Annotated in this window: 14 protein-coding genes and 1 tRNA gene; 2 read left to right on the top strand and 13 right to left on the bottom strand. The window is 66.2% G+C overall.

Annotated elements, in window-relative coordinates:
- From ACE3P6_RS02850 to ACE3P6_RS02815, 8 genes are all read right to left on the bottom strand, one after another.
- Positions 1-182, bottom strand: a 182-nt coding sequence (locus ACE3P6_RS02850; protein WP_374391445.1) for a hypothetical protein, incomplete at its 3' end; no start/stop codon positions are given.
- Between the two features lie 4 nt (positions 183-186).
- Positions 187-429 carry a DUF2484 family protein gene (locus tag ACE3P6_RS02845; RefSeq protein WP_294984018.1) on the bottom strand — a complete coding sequence of 81 codons (243 nt, stop codon included), beginning with the start codon at positions 427-429 and terminating at the stop codon, positions 187-189.
- Positions 429-695 carry a DUF2484 family protein gene (locus tag ACE3P6_RS02840; RefSeq protein WP_374391444.1) on the bottom strand — a complete coding sequence of 89 codons (267 nt, stop codon included), beginning with the start codon at positions 693-695 and terminating at the stop codon, positions 429-431. Before ACE3P6_RS02840 ends, ACE3P6_RS02845 begins: the two co-directional genes overlap by 1 nt.
- A 79-nt stretch (positions 696-774) precedes the next feature.
- The gene (gene murC, locus ACE3P6_RS02835; protein WP_374391442.1) at positions 775-2184 is read right to left on the bottom strand and encodes a UDP-N-acetylmuramate--L-alanine ligase; all 1410 of its coding nucleotides are present in this window, start codon (positions 2182-2184) and stop codon (positions 775-777) included.
- A complete protein-coding gene (locus ACE3P6_RS02830) occupies positions 2181-3275 on the bottom strand; it encodes a UDP-N-acetylglucosamine--N-acetylmuramyl-(pentapeptide) pyrophosphoryl-undecaprenol N-acetylglucosamine transferase (protein WP_374391440.1) in 1095 nt (364 codons plus the stop codon). The genes murC and ACE3P6_RS02830 overlap by 4 nt, the downstream gene beginning before the upstream one ends.
- 88 nt (positions 3276-3363) lie before the next feature.
- The gene (locus ACE3P6_RS02825) at positions 3364-4527 is read right to left on the bottom strand and encodes a putative peptidoglycan glycosyltransferase FtsW (protein WP_374391438.1); all 1164 of its coding nucleotides are present in this window, start codon (positions 4525-4527) and stop codon (positions 3364-3366) included.
- Between the two features lie 144 nt (positions 4528-4671).
- On the bottom strand, positions 4672-5310 hold the full coding sequence (locus tag ACE3P6_RS02820; RefSeq protein WP_374391437.1) for a nucleoside/nucleotide kinase family protein: 639 nt from the start codon (positions 5308-5310) through the stop codon (positions 4672-4674).
- A 169-nt stretch (positions 5311-5479) separates the two neighbouring features.
- Positions 5480-7861, bottom strand: coding sequence for an ATP-dependent helicase (locus ACE3P6_RS02815; RefSeq protein WP_374391436.1), 2382 nt, complete (start codon positions 7859-7861; stop codon positions 5480-5482).
- A gap of 202 nt (positions 7862-8063) precedes the next feature.
- Here ACE3P6_RS02815 and ACE3P6_RS02810 point away from each other — a divergent pair, with 202 nt between their 5' ends.
- Entirely contained in the window at positions 8064-11504 is a 3441-nt protein-coding gene (locus tag ACE3P6_RS02810) for a pyruvate carboxylase (RefSeq protein WP_374391435.1), read from the top strand.
- Between the two features lie 142 nt (positions 11505-11646).
- On the opposite strand, the gene ACE3P6_RS02805 is transcribed toward ACE3P6_RS02810, so the two are convergent.
- Positions 11647-11844, bottom strand: a complete 198-nt coding sequence (locus ACE3P6_RS02805; RefSeq protein ID WP_374391434.1) for a CsbD family protein — start codon at positions 11842-11844, stop codon at positions 11647-11649.
- Between the two features lie 163 nt (positions 11845-12007).
- Positions 12008-12253, bottom strand: a complete 246-nt coding sequence (locus ACE3P6_RS02800) for an EF-hand domain-containing protein (RefSeq protein ID WP_374391433.1) — start codon at positions 12251-12253, stop codon at positions 12008-12010.
- A gap of 306 nt (positions 12254-12559) precedes the next feature.
- Between ACE3P6_RS02800 and ACE3P6_RS02795 the strand changes: the two genes are divergently transcribed.
- Positions 12560-12634: transfer RNA gene (locus tag ACE3P6_RS02795), tRNA-Gly, on the top strand.
- A 143-nt stretch (positions 12635-12777) separates the two neighbouring features.
- Here ACE3P6_RS02795 and ACE3P6_RS02790 read toward each other — a convergent pair.
- From ACE3P6_RS02790 to ACE3P6_RS02780, 3 genes are read right to left on the bottom strand one after another with little or no spacing between them, the layout of a single operon-like run.
- Positions 12778-13572 (bottom strand): CpsD/CapB family tyrosine-protein kinase, encoded by a 795-nt coding sequence (locus ACE3P6_RS02790; protein WP_374391432.1) that lies wholly within the window; start codon positions 13570-13572, stop codon positions 12778-12780.
- Between the two features lie 6 nt (positions 13573-13578).
- Entirely contained in the window at positions 13579-15129 is a 1551-nt protein-coding gene (locus ACE3P6_RS02785; protein ID WP_374391431.1) for a GumC family protein, read from the bottom strand.
- Positions 15126-16037 carry an ExeA family protein gene (locus ACE3P6_RS02780; RefSeq protein ID WP_374373112.1) on the bottom strand — a complete coding sequence of 304 codons (912 nt, stop codon included), beginning with the start codon at positions 16035-16037 and terminating at the stop codon, positions 15126-15128. The genes ACE3P6_RS02785 and ACE3P6_RS02780 overlap by 4 nt, the downstream gene beginning before the upstream one ends.
- Between the last annotated feature and the right edge of the window lie 448 nt (positions 16038-16485).

The following is a 16485-nucleotide window of genomic DNA, read 5'->3' as shown; positions in this document are numbered from 1 at the left end:
ATCTGCACCCCTTCGGCGGCGGACAGCCCCTGTCGTTGCCACTGCATCGCGATCATCAGGGCCAGCGCAAGCACCGGAAGCGCGAGCGCGGCGCCCCAGCCATAGCGCCGCGTCATGGCATGGGCGATAACCCCGGCGAAGACGATGGTCCCCCCTCCGATCACCCAGACCAGACCCGGCATCGCCCTAGCCCACCTGACGGCGCAGCCAGCGCCAGAAGAAGACCACCGGCCAGCGCAGGATCGACGCCCCCGCCGCCAACAGCACGAGGCCAACCACCGGACCGCTCTCCCACGTCGCCCAGCCCAGGAGCGGCACGCCGATGGCGATCATCACATAGGCCGCCCGCCAATGCAGGTCGCGTGACGGGAACATCCCGATCACATTCGCCGCGATCAGCCAGACCAGACACAGGGCCAGGGGCAGCATCACTTCTCCAGTTCCTTCGGCAGCCGTGCCGGACGGCCCATCGCCCGACGCAGGACGTAAAGCAGCGGATTGCGGAACATCGACAGGAAGGCGAAGAGGCCGATGGCCAGCCACAGCCAGCCGTGGACAAGGCCGATCCAGACCAGCAGGACGGGGGCCGCAGCCAAGAGCGCCAGCCCCGGCACCATCTGCCGCCGCATCGGCAACATCGCGGTGGCCGCCGCAGCCAGCACCCAGATGCAGCCGAGGACCAGCGGCACGCTCATGCGAGGCAGCCCGGTCGGCTCAAGGGCCCAAATTCCTTCGAAGGAATTTGCAAGACTTTTCGAAAAGTCTTGTCCCCCCTCATGCCGCCTTGCCCAAAAGCTTTGCCGGCAGCGCATTGGCCCAGCCGCTGATCGTCCCGGCGCCGAGGCACACCACCATGTCCCCCGGCCGCGCCTGTTCCTTCACCAGTCGCACCAACTCGCCCTCGTCCTGCAGCGCCCGCGCGTGCCGATGCCCGTGGGCGATCAGCCCCGCCACCAGATCGTCGCGGCTGGCCCCCGGAATCGGGTCCTCCCCCGCCGCATAGACCTCGGCGATGGCGACCACGTCGGCCTCGTTGAAGCAGGTGCAGAATTCCTCGAACAGGTGGCTGAGGCGGGTATAGCGATGCGGCTGATGCACCGCGATGATCCGCCCCTTGGTCGCCTGCCGCGCCGCCTTCAGCACGGCGGCGATCTCCACCGGGTGATGCCCGTAGTCGTCGATGATCGTGACGCCCCCCACCTCGCCCACCCGGGTAAACCGCCGGTTCACGCCCGCGAACCCGGCCAAAGCCTCGCGGATCTCGTCCTTCTTCATCCCCAGATGTCGCGCCACCGCCACTGCGGACAGGGCATTGCTGACATTGTGGTCCCCCGGCATCGGCAGGGTGCAGCCCTCGATCACCCCACCCTCGCCCTGCAGCGCCACGTCGAAATGCGCCACCCCGTTCTCGTAAGTCAGGTTCACCGCCCGCACATCCGCCTGGGCGTTGAAGCCGAAGGTCACCACCCGCCGGTCCGTCACCCGCCCGACCAAAGCCTGCACCTCGGGATGATCCGTGCAGCACACAGCCAGCCCGTAGAACGGCACGTTCGAGACGAAATCCAGGAACCCTTTCCGCAGCGCATCGAAAGTGCCCCAATGCTCCATATGCTCGGGGTCGATGTTGGTCACGATGGCAATCGTCGCGGGCAGCCGGTTGAAAGAGCCATCCGACTCGTCCGCCTCCACCACCATCCACTCCCCCGCGCCCGCCCGCGCGTTCGAGCCATAGGCGTGGATCACCCCGCCATTGATCACCGTCGGATCGAACCCGCCTTTGTCCAGAAGCGTCGCCACCATCGTCGTCGTCGTCGTCTTGCCATGCGTCCCGGCAATCGCGATGTTCGACCGCAGGCGCATCAGTTCCGCCAGCATCTCCGCCCGGCGCACCACCGGCAGCTTCCGGCGCCGCGCTTCCTCCAGCTCCGGGTTGCCCTTCTTGATCGCGGAGGAGATCACCACCACCGACACCCCGTCGCCGATGTTTTCCGCCCGCTGCCCCTCGAAGAACTGGGCGCCCAGCGTCACCAGCCGGTCGGTGATCTTCGACGCCTTCGCGTCCGAGCCCTGCACCGGATAGCCCAGCGTCATCAGCACCTCGGCGATCCCGGACATGCCGATGCCCCCGATCCCCACGAAATGGATCGGCCCCAGCTCCAGCGGAAGCTTGGTTGCTGCGTTCATGACTCTACTCCGCCTAACTCTTCCACCAGGGCCACCAGCCGAGCCGTCGCGTCCGGCTTGCCCTCCCCCAAAGCCGCCCGCGCCATCGTCTCGGCCTTCATCGGGTCTTCCAGGATCGCGGCGATGTGGCCCGCGAGGCCTTCCGCGTCAAGCGCCTTCTCCTGGATCACCACCGCCGCTGCTGCGTCAGAAAGCCCCTTCGCATTCGCCGTCTGATGGTCCCCCGTCGCTGCCGCATAAGGGATCAGGATCGCCGGGCGCCCGATCACGCTGATGTCCGCCACCGACGACGCTCCCGACCGGCTGATCACCAGCTGAGCCTCCGACAGCCGCCGGGGAATATCCGCGAAGAACGGAGCAATCTCCGCCCTGACGCCCGCCGCCTCATACCCCGCCGCCGCCCGCGCCGCATCCTCGTCCCGCGCCTGATGCGCCACCCGCAGGTTCGCCCGCAACCCCTCCGGCAACAGCGCCACCGCCGCAGGCACCACGTCCGACAGGATCCGCGCGCCCTGGCTGCCGCCGATCACCACCAGCGCCATCGGATAATCTCCGGGCGGGATGTAGGGCGCCGAAGCCCGGTCCAAGACCGCTTGCCGCACCGGATTGCCGGTCGGATCGCCCACAACGCCCGCGGGCAAGGCCGTGGGCCAGGTCCCGCAGGCGACCTTGTCCACCCGCCGCGCGAAAACCTGGTTCACTCGGCCCAGAACCCCGTTCTGCTCATGGATCATCCGCGGCCGCCGCAACACCCAGGCCGCCGACAGCGCCGGGATCGACGGGTATCCCCCGAACCCCACCACCACCGCAGGCCGGTCGCGCATCTGCGACACCAGCGCACCCAGAACCCCGCCCAGAATGCGGAAAGGCACCAGAAGCTTCGCCGCCACCCCGCCCCGCGCGAAGGTGGCGCTCGCCACCCGCTCCACCACCACCGCCGCCGGGAAGCCACCCGCATAGCGCGCGCCCCGATCATCGGTCGACAGCTTCACCCGCCAGCCCCGCGCCAGCATCGCCTCGGCCAGAGCCTGCGCCGGGAACATATGCCCCCCCGTGCCCCCCGCCGCAATAAGAAGAAGCCTGCCGCTCATCGTCCGGGACCTCCGGCTGCACCAGGCGCCTCCCTCCCCCCACCGTGGGGGAGGGCCGGGGTGGGGGGGCTCGCGGTCAGCAAATCCATCAGCGCCCCCGCCGGAACACGTCGCTCATCTGCCCGCGCGGGCGTTCCCGCGTCAGCGCCAAGAGCATCCCCAGCGTGATCCCGGCGGCGATGACCGACGACCCGCCGTAGGACACGAAGGGCAGCGTCATCCCCTTGGCCGGCAAGAGCCGCACCGCGACACCCATGTTGATCATCGCCTGCACCCCGAAGATGCAGGCCATCCCCGCCCCCGCCAACCGGGCGAACGGATCACGCTCCGGCAGCAGCCGCCACAGCGACCGCACCACGATGACGCAGTAGAGCGCCAGGATACCCAGCACCAGCAAGAGCCCGTATTCTTCCGCCGCGACCGCGATGATGAAATCGGTATGCGCATCGGGCAGCGACCATTTCACCTGGCCCTCGCCCACGCCCACGCCGAAGAACCCGCCCTCCTGGATCGCGTTGGCCGCATAGCCAAGCTGGGTCCGGGGGTCGACATCCGGCGACAGGAACCCGTCGATCCGCCGCGCGAAGTGTTCGGAGCTTTCGTAGAACGCCAGCCCGCCCACGCCGACCAGCCCGCCGACGATCCCGATCAGCAGCATCGGCGCCCCGCCGACGAAATAGACCACCCCCCAGGCGAACAGCACCAGCGCCGACTGGCCGAAGTCCGGCTGCATCGCCAGGAACCCCACCACCACCACCGTCAGCACGAAGGACAGGATCTTGCCGGGCGGCCCGTTCAGGTCCTGGCTGGCCGCGATCAGCCAGGCCACCACGATCACGAAGCCGGGCTTCAGGAACTCAGACGGTTGTACGCTCGCGAAGCCGAACGAGAACCACCGCACCGCACCCTTGCCGAAATCCGTCCCCGCGACCGGCAAGAGCATCAGCGCGACCATCGAGACGGCGAAGCCCATCACCCCAAGCCGCCGCACCATGTCGGGCGGCATCATCGAGATGCCGATCATCACCACCAGCGCCACGCCCCCGAAGAAGGCCTGCCGCTGGACATAGTAGAACGGCTCCAGCCCGTTCCGCGTTGCCAATGGCACGCTTGCGGCGAGGCCCAGCAGCAGCCCCACCCCGAAGAGGATGAAGACGCTGGTCAGCACCCATTTGTCGATGGTGCGCCACCACCGGGGGATGACCGGCTCGGATACCCGAACGGGATTGGAGCCATAGACCATTTCAGTCATGGAAAACCGCCTGTTACGCCTGCTCTGCCTTTGGAAGCCCGGGTGTATCCCCCAGGTCTTCGCTGGTCAGACTAGCGCCAAACCGCTTGCAAGGCCAGCGCGAATGCAGGTCTTCGCTGTGGGGAATTTGTCGCGCCGGAACGCCTATCCGTTGCGGATCACATGATCCGCCGCAATCGACCCGTCGCGCACCCAACGCCCGTTCGGCAGGTCGTTCTCCTCAAGCTTCTCGATGATTTCCGCTTCTGTCAGCCCCAGCCGCTCCCACCGCCCCCGCAGCCGGGCGCGCAGGGCGTGTTCGGGGACCTCGACCATCACCGTCAGGTCGAACATCGGGTGCAGCCGGTCCCAGGGCGACTGGTTGAGCAAGAGCCAGTTCCCCTCGACCACGATCACCGGCACCTCCCTCGGGATCAGCCGCGCCCCGGCGCGGGCGATCTCGATCTTGCGGTCGAAGACAGGAACCGCCACCTCCGCCTCCTCCCGCGCCCGCAGGCGGAGAAGTGTGTGGTAAAGCCCGCCGACATCAAAGGTCATCGGCGCGCCCTTCCTTGGCCGCAGCCCCGCCGGGACGAGATAAAGATCGTCATAGTGATAGCCGTCCATCGGCAACACCGCCGCCAGCCCCGGCTGGCGCCCGTTCAGCTTGCCCGCCAGCTTGTCGGCCAGCGTCGATTTCCCCGACCCCGGCGCCCCCGCAATGGCCGCGATGACCCGCTCGCCGCCTGCCGCGCGGGTCTGCAGAAGGTCGGCAATCTGCGTCAGATCGACCGCGTCCGCCATGAACTTACCCCCAGGATTTTGACCAACTTGCCGCGGCAGACAACTGACGCGCAAGTCCCCTTCAAGTCCCTTGCAGCCCTCTGGGCAAACGTTGCCAAATTCCTAATGTCCGCGACCAACCCATTGAAATCGTTGACTCCAAAAATCTGTCCACCGTGGACACATCGCCTCAGAACGGCACGTCACCCACCTGATCCGCCGGGATCACCCAGCGGGCCACGACCTTCTTCGTCCCGGCATGATCGAACTCGATGTCCAGCTTGTCGCCCTCGATCCCCATGATCTCGCCGTAGCCGAACTTCTGGTGGAAGACCCGGTCTCCGATCACATAGGGCGAGGCCGCCTCCATGTCGATCACCACATGCCGCGCCTCCTGAGGCTGGCGTACGGGGCGGTGCGACTGGTTCTCCTGGAGCCGCCGCCAGCCCGGCGAATTGTAGACGTCCGCCTTCGAGACCCGGTCCTCCAGGCTCGACCCGAACCCCACCGGAGCCGCCGCCCCATAGCCCCCGCCATACAGGCCGGGGGCCGTCAGCACCTCGACATGATCCACCGGCAACTCGTCGATGAACCGGCTGGGAAGCTGCGACTGCCACTGCCCGTAGACCCGCCGGTTGCTGGCAAAGCTGATCGTGCAGACCTCCTCCGCCCGGGTGATCCCGACATAGGCCAGCCGCCGTTCCTCCTCCAACCCCTTCAGCCCGGACTCATCCATGCTGCGCTGGCTGGGGAAGAGCCCGTCCTCCCACCCCGGCAGGAAGATCACCGGGAACTCCAGCCCCTTGGCGGCGTGGAGGGTCATGATCGTGACCTTCTCCTCCGCCCCCTCGGTCTCGTTGTCCATGATCAGGGAGACGTGTTCGAGGAACCCCTGAAGGTTGTCGAACTGCTCCAGCGCCTTGATCAGTTCCTTGAGGTTGTCCAGCCGCCCCGGCGCCTCCGGCGTCTTGTCGTTCTGCCACATCTCGGTGTAGCCGGACTCCTCCAGGATCGTTTCGGCCAGCCGGATGTGGTCGTATTCGGGGTGGAAGGTCGCCGCATGCCAGCGGTCGACCCCTTCCACAAAGGCCCGCAACTGCGCGGCCCCCTTGCCGGGGATCACCCCCTTCGCCAAGGCCTCCCGCGCGCCGTCCAGAAGCGACACCCCCGCCCCCCGCGCCAGCACGTTGATCTTCGACTGCGCGGTGTCGCCAAGGCCGCGTTTCGGCAGGTTCACCACCCGCTCGAAGGCGAGGTCGTCATCCGGCGAGACGGCAAGCCGGAAATAGGCCATCGCGTCGCGGATTTCCTGGCGTTCGTAGAAGCGCGGGCCGCCGATCACCCGGTAGGGCAGTCCGATGGTCAGGAAGCGGTCCTCGAAGGCCCGCATCTGGTGGCTGGCGCGGACAAGGATCGCCTGGCGGTTCAGGTCGACCGGGTCCATGCCCCGGGTGCCGCGCTGGATCGCCTCGATCTCCTCGCCGATCCAGCGCGCTTCTTCCTCGCCGTCCCAGTGGCCGATGAGGCGGACCTTCTCGCCCAAGGCCCCCGCCGTCCACAGCGTCTTGCCCAGTCGCCCGGCGTTCTTCGCGATGATCCCGCTCGCCGCGGCAAGGATATGGCCGGTCGAGCGGTAGTTCTGCTCCAGCCGGATCACCTGCGCTCCGGGGAAGTCCTTCTCGAAGCGCAGGATGTTGCCGACCTCGGCCCCGCGCCAGCCGTAGATCGACTGGTCATCGTCGCCGACGCAGCAGATGTTCTTGTGCGCCTGCGCCAGCAGCCGCAGCCAGAGATACTGGGCGACGTTGGTGTCCTGGTATTCGTCGACGAGGATGTAGCGGAACCAGCGCTGGTATTGTTGCAGCACGTCCGGGTGCGTCTGGAAGATGGTGACGCAATGCAGCAGCAGGTCGCCGAAATCGGTGGCGTTCAGGGTCTTCAGGCGGTCCTGATAGGCCGCGTAAAGCTCGGTCCCCCGGTTGTTGTAGGCCCCCGCCTCGGAGGACGGCACCTTCTCCGGCGTCCAGGCGCGGTTCTTCCAGCCGTCGATCAGTCCCGCCAGCATCCGGGCAGGCCAGCGCTTTTCATCGATGTTCGCCGCCAGAACCAGCTGCTTGAGAAGCCTGATCTGATCATCGGTGTCGAGAATGGTGAAGTTCGGCTTCAGCCCCACCAGTTCGGCGTGACGCCGCAGGATCTTGACCGACAGCGAGTGGAAGGTGCCCATCCAGGGCATCCCCTCGGCCACTTCACCCAGCATCCGGTGGACCCGCTCCTTCATCTCGCGCGCGGCCTTGTTGGTGAAGGTCACGGCCAGGATTTCATTCGGACGGGCGCGGCGCTGGTGCAGGAGATGGACGATCCGGGCGGTCAGGGCCTTGGTCTTGCCCGTCCCCGCCCCCGCGAGCATCAGGACCGGACCATCCAGCGCGCGGACGGCTTCCAGCTGGGCGGGGTTCAGGCCGTCCAGATAGTCCTCCCGCCCCGCAGGCTGCGCCCGCGTCGCCATCGCGCGCTGCGACAGCGGAACAACGGCGGCCTCGAAGGCCTGGTCTTCGTCCCATCCGGTCATGCCCGGCAGTATAGCCGGATCGGCGCGGGGGGAAAGAGCCAGCGTTCCTTCATTGTTCCCGCCAGCCAGGCCCCAGAGCCGCAGCGCCGGTTGCAACACCTGCCCATGTCGCAATTCTGTTGGAAATCGCCGTCAAAGTCACTTGCGCTGCAGCGCAGCACCCCTAATGTGCACCCGTCCTGCTGCCTGGGGAGCGCCGCTGATGCCCGAGTTCAAGAAGATCCTGGTCGCCAACCGTGGCGAGATCGCGATCCGCGTCATGCGGGCGGCGAACGAGATGGGCAAGAAGACCGTCGCGGTCTTCGCCGAGGAGGACAAGCTTTCGCTCCACCGCTTCAAGGCGGACGAGGCCTACCGGATCGGCGAAGGCCTGTCCCCGGTCGGCGCCTACCTCAGCATCCCCGAGATCATCCGGGTGGCGCGGATGGCGGGGGCGGATGCGATCCATCCGGGCTACGGGCTCTTGTCCGAGAACCCGGATTTCGTCGATGCCTGCGACAAGGCGGGGATCACCTTCATCGGGCCGCGCGCCGATACGATGCGGGCCTTGGGCGATAAGGCTTCGGCGCGCAGGGTGGCAATGGAGGCGGGGGTGCCGGTCATCCCGGCGACGGAAGTGCTGGGCGACGACATGGCGCTGATCAAACGGCAGGCCAAGGAAGTCGGCTATCCGCTGATGCTGAAAGCCTCCTGGGGCGGCGGCGGGCGCGGGATGCGACCGATCCTGTCCGAAGACGAACTGGAAGCGAAGGTCCGCGAGGGCCGGCGCGAGGCGGAGGCGGCCTTCGGCAATGGCGAGGGGTATCTGGAAAAGATGATCCTCCGCGCCCGCCATGTCGAGGTGCAGATCCTTGGCGACAAAGCGGGCAATGTCTGGCACCTCTGGGAGCGTGACTGCACCGTGCAGCGCCGCAACCAGAAGGTCGTGGAACGGGCGCCCGCGCCCTACCTCACGCAAGAACAGCGCGAGGAAGTCTGCGAGATGGCCAAGCGCATCTGCGGCCATGTCGGTTATGAATGCGCTGGCACTGTCGAATTCCTGATGGATATGGACTCCGGCAAGTTCTACTTCATCGAAGTGAACCCCCGGGTGCAGGTCGAGCATACCGTCACCGAAGAGGTCACCGGGATCGACATCGTCCAGGCGCAGATCCTGATCGAAGAAGGCAAGACCTTGCCCGAGGCGACCGGGGTTGCGTCCCAAGCCGAGGTCAAGCTGAACGGCCATGCGCTGCAATGCCGGGTGACGACGGAAGACCCGCTGAACAACTTCATCCCGGACTATGGTCGCCTGACCGCCTACCGCTCGGCCACCGGCAACGGCATCCGGCTGGATGGCGGCACCGCCTATGCCGGGTCGGTGATCACGCGCTACTACGACTCGCTTCTGGTGAAGGTCACGGCCCATGCCCAGACGCCGGAGAAAGCGATTGCGCGGATGGACCGGGCGCTGCGCGAATTCCGCATCCGGGGGGTGGCGACGAACATCGAGTTCGTGATCAACCTCCTCAAGCACCCGACCTTCCTGAACGACACCTACACGACAAAGTTCATCGACACGACGCCCGAGCTGTTCGCCTTCAAGAAGCGGCGCGACCGGGCGACGAAGATCCTGCTCTACATCGCCGACATCACCGTGAACGGTCACCCCGAGACGGCGGGCCGCGCCAAGCCCCCGGCCGAGGCGAAGGCACCGAAGCCTCCGCTGGCCAAGACCGCACCGGCCATGGGCACGCGGAACCTGTTGGAACAGAAGGGCCCGCAGGCGGTGGCCGACTGGATGAAGGCGCAGACCAAGGTCCTGCTCACCGACACCACCATGCGCGACGGGCACCAGTCGCTGCTGGCCACCCGGATGCGGTCGATCGACATGATCAAGGTTGCCCCCGCCTATGCCGCGAACCTGCCGCAGCTGTTCAGCGTGGAATGCTGGGGCGGGGCGACTTTCGACGTGGCCTACCGCTTCCTGCAGGAATGCCCCTGGCAGCGGTTGCGCGACCTGCGGGCGGCGATGCCGAACCTGATGACGCAGATGCTGCTCCGCGCCTCGAACGGGGTGGGCTATACCAACTATCCCGACAACGTGGTGCGCAGCTTCGTGCTGCAGGCGGCAAAGACCGGGGTGGACGTGTTCCGGGTGTTCGACAGCCTGAACTGGGTCGAGAACATGCGCGTCGCGATGGACGCCGTGCTGGAGGCGAACAAGCTTTGCGAGGGGACGATCTGCTATACCGGCGACCTGCTGGACCCGGCCCGCTCGAAGTATGACCTGAAATACTACCTCGACCGCGCGAAAGAGCTGAAAGCCGCAGGCGCGCATGTGCTGGGGCTGAAGGACATGGCGGGGCTTCTGAAGCCCGCCTCGGCCCGGGTACTGGTCAAGGCGCTGAAGCAGGAGATCGGGCTGCCGGTCCATTTCCACACCCATGACACCTCGGGCGCGGCGGCGGCGACGGTGCTGGCCGCCTGCGACGCGGGCGTGGACGCGGTGGATGCGGCGATGGACGCCTTCTCGGGCGGGACCTCGCAGCCCTGCCTCGGCTCCATCGTCGAGGCGCTGCGGAACACCGACCGGGATACGGGGATCGACATCGCCGCAGTCCGGCAGATTTCCGACTACTGGGAAGCCGTGCGCAAGCAGTACACCGCCTTCGAATCCGGCCTTCAGGCCCCGGCTTCGGAGGTCTACCTGCACGAGATGCCCGGCGGCCAGTTCACCAACCTCAAGGCGCAGGCGCGCAGCCTGGGGCTGGAGGAGCGCTGGCACGAGGTGGCGCAGGCCTATGCCGATGCCAACCGGATGTTCGGCGATATCGTCAAGGTCACGCCTTCCTCCAAGGTGGTGGGCGACATGGCGCTGATGATGGTGGCGCAGGGGCTGACCCGGGCGCAGGTCGAGGACCCCAAGGTCGACGTGGCCTTCCCGGAAAGCGTGGCCGACATGCTGAAGGGCAACCTCGGGCAACCGCATGGCGGCTGGCCGGAGGGGATCCTGAAGAAGGTGCTGAAGGGCGAGAAACCGCTGACCGAACGGCCGGGCAAGTCGATGCCTGCGGTGGACCTGGAAGCGACGCGCAAGCGGGTCTCGGAGGAGATGAACGGGATCACCGTCGATGACGAGGACCTGAACGGCTACCTCATGTATCCCAAGGTCTTCCTCGACTACATGGGCCGCCACCGGCAATACGGCCCCGTCCGCACCCTGCCGACCCAGACCTTCTTCTACGGCATGCAGCCCGGCGACGAGATCGCGGTCGAGATCGACCCCGGCAAGACGCTGGAAATCCGGCTGCAGGCTGTGGGCGAGACGACCGAGGAGGGCGAGGTCCGGGTGTTCTTCGAACTGAACGGCCAGCCCCGGGTGATCCGGGTGCCGAACCGGGCGATCAAGGCGAAGACGGCGGCGAAGCCGAAGGCCGCCGAGGGCAACCCCGCGCATATCGGCGCGCCGATGCCGGGGGCTGTCGCCTCGATCGCGGTGACGGTCGGGCAGAAGGTGCGGGCGGGCGACCTGCTTCTCAACATCGAGGCGATGAAGATGGAGACGGGCCTGCACTGCGACCGCGAGGCCACGGTCAAGGCGATCCATGTCCATCCGGGCAGCCAGATCGAGGCCAAGGACTTGCTGATCGAGCTGGAGTGAGAGGAAAGCTCTCCGGGTTGTCCACGGTGGACAGATTTTTCGGCCTAATGAAATCAATGCCTTGGTCGTGGGCGTTAGGACTTTGGCAAGGATTGGATCTGGAAATCAGGGTGGGCGATGTCGCCCACCCGACCTTTGCATCCTAGTAGCGCGAGAAGAAGTCGTCGACTTCCCGCTGCGCTTCTTCCTTGGTGCGACCGTAGCGCTCTTGAATCTTGCCGGTCAGCTTGTCCTTGTGGCCCTCGGCGATGTCGAGGTCGTCGTCGGTCAGCTTGCCCCAGGCAATCTTCGCCTCGCCCTTCATCTGCTTCCACTTGCCGGCGATCTGGTCGGTGTTCATCGTCGTTTCTCCTGTCACGGGCAGCGCGGGCGCACCGCCTTCATGTGGGAATGACGCGGCAAGGCGGGGATCGGTTCCCGCCACGCGCCGGGTTCGGCGGCGAACCGCCAAAAGAAAAGGGCCGCCCCGAAGGACGGCCCCCGATTGCGCAAGGCGCAGCCGATCAGGCAGCGTCGAACGCCTTGGCGTCGACAGCGGCTTTCAGTTCGTCAGCCGACAGTTCGCCCGAAGCGTCGGTGTCGGCAGCCTTGAAGGCTTCTTCGGTGGCCGAGGCGTAAGCAGCCTGCACTTCGGCCAGCGAGAAGGTGCCGTTCGCGTCGGTGTCGGCGACGACCGGAGCGGCGTCCTGCGCGAAGACGGCGGTGGCGGTCAGGGCCGAAGCGGCCAGAACGAGAGCGAATTTGGTCATTGTCTTTTCTCCAGATTGCGGCAGCGCAGCAGGCGCGGTCGCAGAAGAAGGCGTATCTGCCTTCGCCGCGCAACCTATTCAAAACATTTCCGAATCCAAGTCGATTCTGCGGCTGGTTGCGCCAACCTCACAGCGAGTTTACCGCGCCGAAACGGGGCTTGACGCTGCGCCTGCATCATGCCGTTGCGCAGGGACTCTGGTCCCGTGCCCGCATGAGCGAAAATGTGCGAGAAATTTTCGTCGCACTGCACTTTCCCCCTTGCACCCCCCCGCTGGTCTTTATACATCCCCTCTCGTCCAGACGGTGCGGGCGTAGCTCAGGGGTAGAGCATAACCTTGCCAAGGTTAGGGTCGTGAGTTCGAATCTCATCGCCCGCTCCAACTGGACCGGATGAGGGGCCCCTTGCGGGCCCCTTTGTCATTTCCGGCGAATTGTCAGCTGATCGGGTGCAACGGGGCAGGAATCGGCCCCTTGCGGGTTTGATCGACCGCCCGGTGGCGGGCAGCCTTCCGGCAGGTCGGCCTCATTCGGAGTAGGCGCGCGATTCCTCGTCTTCCATGTAGCGGCACTTGTTCAGCACCACGCCCAGCACCTGGGTCCGCTTGGCAAGATCCGCGCCGCATTTCTCGATCTCGGCGACCGTCGTCTCTTCCGCCGCCGCGACCATCAGCGCGCAGTCGACCTGGTCGAGGAAGGCCAAAGCGTCGTCGCCGACCAGCATCGGGGACATGTCGAACAGGATCACATCCGGCCGCAGGCGGGCCTCCAGCGCGTCGATCAGGTCAGCCGTGCGCGGGGCCGACAAAAGCTCGGCCGGGCTCGCCACGCCCTTCGCGCTGAGCGCCAGAGCAAGGTTGGGCCCCACCCGCTTCACCTGGGACATGTCCAGCTCTCCCGCTCCCAGCCGGGCGGCGAATTGCGGTCCGTCGGACTGGCCCAGCATGCCCAGAAGCGAAGGCCGACGCAGGTCAAGCTCGATCACGAGCACGCGCTTGTCGGTCAACCGCGCCAGGCTGAACGCCAGGTTCAGCGCCACGGTGGACTTGCCGCAGCCCGGCGTCGGCGAGGTGATGGCGACCCGCGTCCACGAGTTCGCACGCAGCGTCCGCAGCAGGTTGGTGCGCATCACGTCGAAGCTGGCTGCGCTCTTTCCGGGGTGCATCGCCACGACGCGGTTTCGCGCCAGCAGCGCCTGATCGGGGCGGATTTCGGCAAGCTCCTGCCAGGGGCCGCTGTCGGCGGCAGCGGAATTGCCGGTCTGAAGCTTGCGATCGCGGGCCGAACGGGCCTTGGCGAGGGCGGACTGGATCCGTTCCATTTCGGTCTACTCGGTCTTGACGGTTGCGGCGCCGTCAACGGCTGCCGGTGGCGTTGGAGCCAGGCCGATCAGCGCGCCGATCGGGGCGATATAGATGTGCACCACCAGAAGGATGATGGGAATGTTGATCAGGAAGACCGCCAGCATCGCCAGGCGGTTTGCCGACCATCGGTAGCGGGGTGGGGCGCCGTCCAGGTAGCCGACCGTGCCGAAGGGCGGCGCGCCCAGTGCCCTGACCAGCTCCGACGGTCGCCGGACCGTCTGGTTCAGGACCTCCAGCAGCAGGAGCAGCGCGCCCGACAGGATCGCCCCGGCCCCGAACGACGCAATGGCGATGCGCTTGCGGTTCGGTTCCGAACGAAAGGCCGGTGGCACCGCCTTTTCGATCACGGTGATGCGCTGGCCGCGGTCGGTGACCTCGATCCGGTCGCCCATCCGGGCTTCGGAGAGGCTGGCAACGGCCTGCTCGTACTGCACGCGCAGGGTTTCATAGTTGCTTTGCAGCTCCGCCAGACGGATCGAATTGGCCGGCGTCGCGTCGATCGAGGCCTCAAGCGCCTGGAGATCCTTCTCCAGCCCGGTCTTCTGCTCGGCGAGGTAGGAAATCTGCCCGTCGATATCCAGCATCTGGACGTCGAAGGCCGACAGCTTGCCGCCGCTGCTGGCACCAAGCTGCGACTTCACCGCCTCTTCCAGTGCGGCCACTTCCTTCTGCAGCGCCTTCACCCGCGGGTTGGTCGCCGACATCACCACCAGTGCCGAGGCAAGCTCTTGCCGCGCGGCTTCGAGCCGGACCTGTTCGGGGGTGCGATCCTCGCCCGAGGCGACAAGCTGGCCGGTGTTGGCGTAAAGTTCGGTCAGGCGGTCGCGCCGGTCGCGCAACGCGGCAAGCTCGCGGTTGACCTGCAAAAGCCGCTCCTGCTGCGAGGCCTGCCGCGTGCGGCGATATTCCAGGCTTTCCGGCAGGGCGTCGCGGTTTTCCTGTTCGAACTTCAGGATTTCCGCGTTCTGCTGCGCCAGTTCCTCGGTCAGGCGACGGACTTCCTGCTCGAAGAAATCCAGCGTGTTGCCCGAAGCCTGGGTGCGCAGCTCGGTGCTCCAGGCAAGGACCTGGTCGGCGATCTCGTTGGTGATGTCGGCGGACAGCTCCGGCTCCGGCGCGGCGAAGGACACGATGACCACGCCGGTGTTGCCCTGGTTGGTCGGCATGTAGATCGCCAGCCGGTTGGCGATCTGGGTCAGCTTCTGTTCCTCGGTCTTCTGGTTCATCCCGTCGAACAGGTTGTGCGCATTGGCGATGGCGAACAGGTTCTCGCGCGTCATGATCCGCTGCTGGATCGCAAGCAGGATCTCGTCCGCGGTGGACACCACGGTCGAGGCGGCGAGGTTGTCGGGGATCTGTGGGCTTTCGATCAGGAGGCGCGCCTCGGCCCGGTAGATCGGGGGCATCGACACCGCGTAGAGGATGCCCGCCATCGTCGCCGTGAAGATGATGGCGATGATGATCGGCAGGCGTCGCAGAATCAGCGACAGGTAGAATTTGGGATCAAACGTCATTCGACAGTCTCGTTCGCCGGGCTTGCGGCATTGGCTGAAAAGAACACCCCGTCATCAAGGACCTGCTGGACGGTGGCAAGGCTGACGACCTGCTTGCCCTTGGTGAAGGCATAGACCAGCGACAGGTCGCACAGTTGGTTGACCAGGCGGGGAACGCCCCCGGTCACCTCGTAGATCAGGTTGACCGCCGTGGAGCTGAAGATGCGCCGGTTGCAGCCCGCCACTTTCAGGCGGTGCGGAATGTAGCCCCGGACGGTCTTCAGATCCATCGCCGTCAGGTGGTAGCTGGCGGCCACGCGTTGTGCGAATTGCCGCATGTCGGGGCGGGATACCAGGTCGCGCAGTTCGGGCTGGCCGATCAGGACCAGTTGCAGGACCTCGTCCTTGCCCGAGTTGATGTTGATGAACATCCGCAACTCCTCCAGCGCCTCGGCACTGAGGTTCTGCGCCTCGTCGAAGATCAGCACTACATTGCGACCGGCCGCGTATTCCGACAGGAGGAAGCCCTGGAAGCGCGAGAAGAGGTCGACGTAGCTTTCCTCGATCTCGGCAGGCTGCTCCAGCGCGTGCAGCACCCAGCGCAGCAGTTCGGCGCGCGAGCCGTGCGGGTTCGAGATCAGGCCGACGCGGACCTCGGAGCCAAGCGAGCGGATCAGATGCAGCAAGAGCGTGGTCTTGCCCGCGCCCACCTCGCCGGTGATGAGCGTGATCGGGGCATGGGCATGCACGCCGTATTCCAGCATCGTGTAGGCGCGCTGGTGCGACTGCGGCCAGAACAGGAAATCTGGGTCGGGGGTCAGCGCGAAGGGTCGCGCGGTCAGGCCGAAATGCTCGGTATAGATGTCGGCCGTCCGGGCCGAGGCGGGCGCATCGAACATGTAGCGCGACCGGGTCCGGGTGGTGGTCACGGGCCTCGGGGGCACTGCCTGCGGAGCGGGTTCGGCGGAAGGCAGGGGGGCGGGAGGGATCGGCGCAGCGGCGGAATCGCTCTCGTCTCCGGCACCGGGATCAAGCCACAGGATACGGGACAACAACTTGCGGGACCTGCTGCGCGTCATCTACTCACCTTTAAGCAATTCCCCGGACTCATGGGGTCTTGTCCCCCTTCTAATAAGCAAACTTGGGCAGCATGGCGACGGCTTCCGGGTCACTGATGCCGTGGCGGCAACAAAGCAGGGAAATCAGCGGTCTACCAACGCGTTTGACCCAGGAATGGCCATTTTCTTACCCAATATCCGTGCGCATCTAGGCAGAGTAATGTAGGAAAGCTCAAGGGAATTTTTGACAGCGCGCGAATCGTTGATGAACTCGATGGGTCCCCGGATTTCGGGCAAGTGCAGAGTGGGTAAGATTCTT

It is taken from the genome of Tabrizicola sp., from assembly GCF_041911175.1.
Taxonomy (GTDB): Bacteria; Pseudomonadota; Alphaproteobacteria; order Rhodobacterales; family Rhodobacteraceae; genus Tabrizicola.
Note: the sequence above shows the minus strand (reverse complement) of the source record. Positions and strands in the feature narration are given on the sequence as shown.

What these genes read in the sequence shown, in the direction of transcription:
- ACE3P6_RS02815 (WP_374391436.1), bottom strand. Translation starts at nt 7,861, where the DNA reads ATGACCGGATGGGACGAAGACCAGGCCTTCGAGGCCGCCGTTGTTCCG.
- ACE3P6_RS02830 (WP_374391440.1), bottom strand. Translation starts at nt 3,275, where the DNA reads ATGAGCGGCAGGCTTCTTCTTATTGCGGCGGGGGGCACGGGGGGGCAT.
- ACE3P6_RS02805 (WP_374391434.1), bottom strand. Translation starts at nt 11,844, where the DNA reads ATGAACACCGACCAGATCGCCGGCAAGTGGAAGCAGATGAAGGGCGAG.
- ACE3P6_RS02825 (WP_374391438.1), bottom strand. Translation starts at nt 4,527, where the DNA reads ATGACTGAAATGGTCTATGGCTCCAATCCCGTTCGGGTATCCGAGCCG.
- ACE3P6_RS02820 (WP_374391437.1), bottom strand. Translation starts at nt 5,310, where the DNA reads ATGGCGGACGCGGTCGATCTGACGCAGATTGCCGACCTTCTGCAGACC.
- murC (WP_374391442.1), bottom strand. Translation starts at nt 2,184, where the DNA reads ATGAACGCAGCAACCAAGCTTCCGCTGGAGCTGGGGCCGATCCATTTC.
- ACE3P6_RS02790 (WP_374391432.1), bottom strand. Translation starts at nt 13,572, where the DNA reads ATGGAACGGATCCAGTCCGCCCTCGCCAAGGCCCGTTCGGCCCGCGAT.
- ACE3P6_RS02845 (WP_294984018.1), bottom strand. Translation starts at nt 429, where the DNA reads ATGCTGCCCCTGGCCCTGTGTCTGGTCTGGCTGATCGCGGCGAATGTG.
- ACE3P6_RS02800 (WP_374391433.1), bottom strand. Translation starts at nt 12,253, where the DNA reads ATGACCAAATTCGCTCTCGTTCTGGCCGCTTCGGCCCTGACCGCCACC.
- ACE3P6_RS02785 (WP_374391431.1), bottom strand. Translation starts at nt 15,129, where the DNA reads ATGACGTTTGATCCCAAATTCTACCTGTCGCTGATTCTGCGACGCCTG.
- ACE3P6_RS02840 (WP_374391444.1), bottom strand. Translation starts at nt 695, where the DNA reads ATGAGCGTGCCGCTGGTCCTCGGCTGCATCTGGGTGCTGGCTGCGGCG.
- ACE3P6_RS02810 (WP_374391435.1), top strand. Translation starts at nt 8,064, where the DNA reads ATGCCCGAGTTCAAGAAGATCCTGGTCGCCAACCGTGGCGAGATCGCG.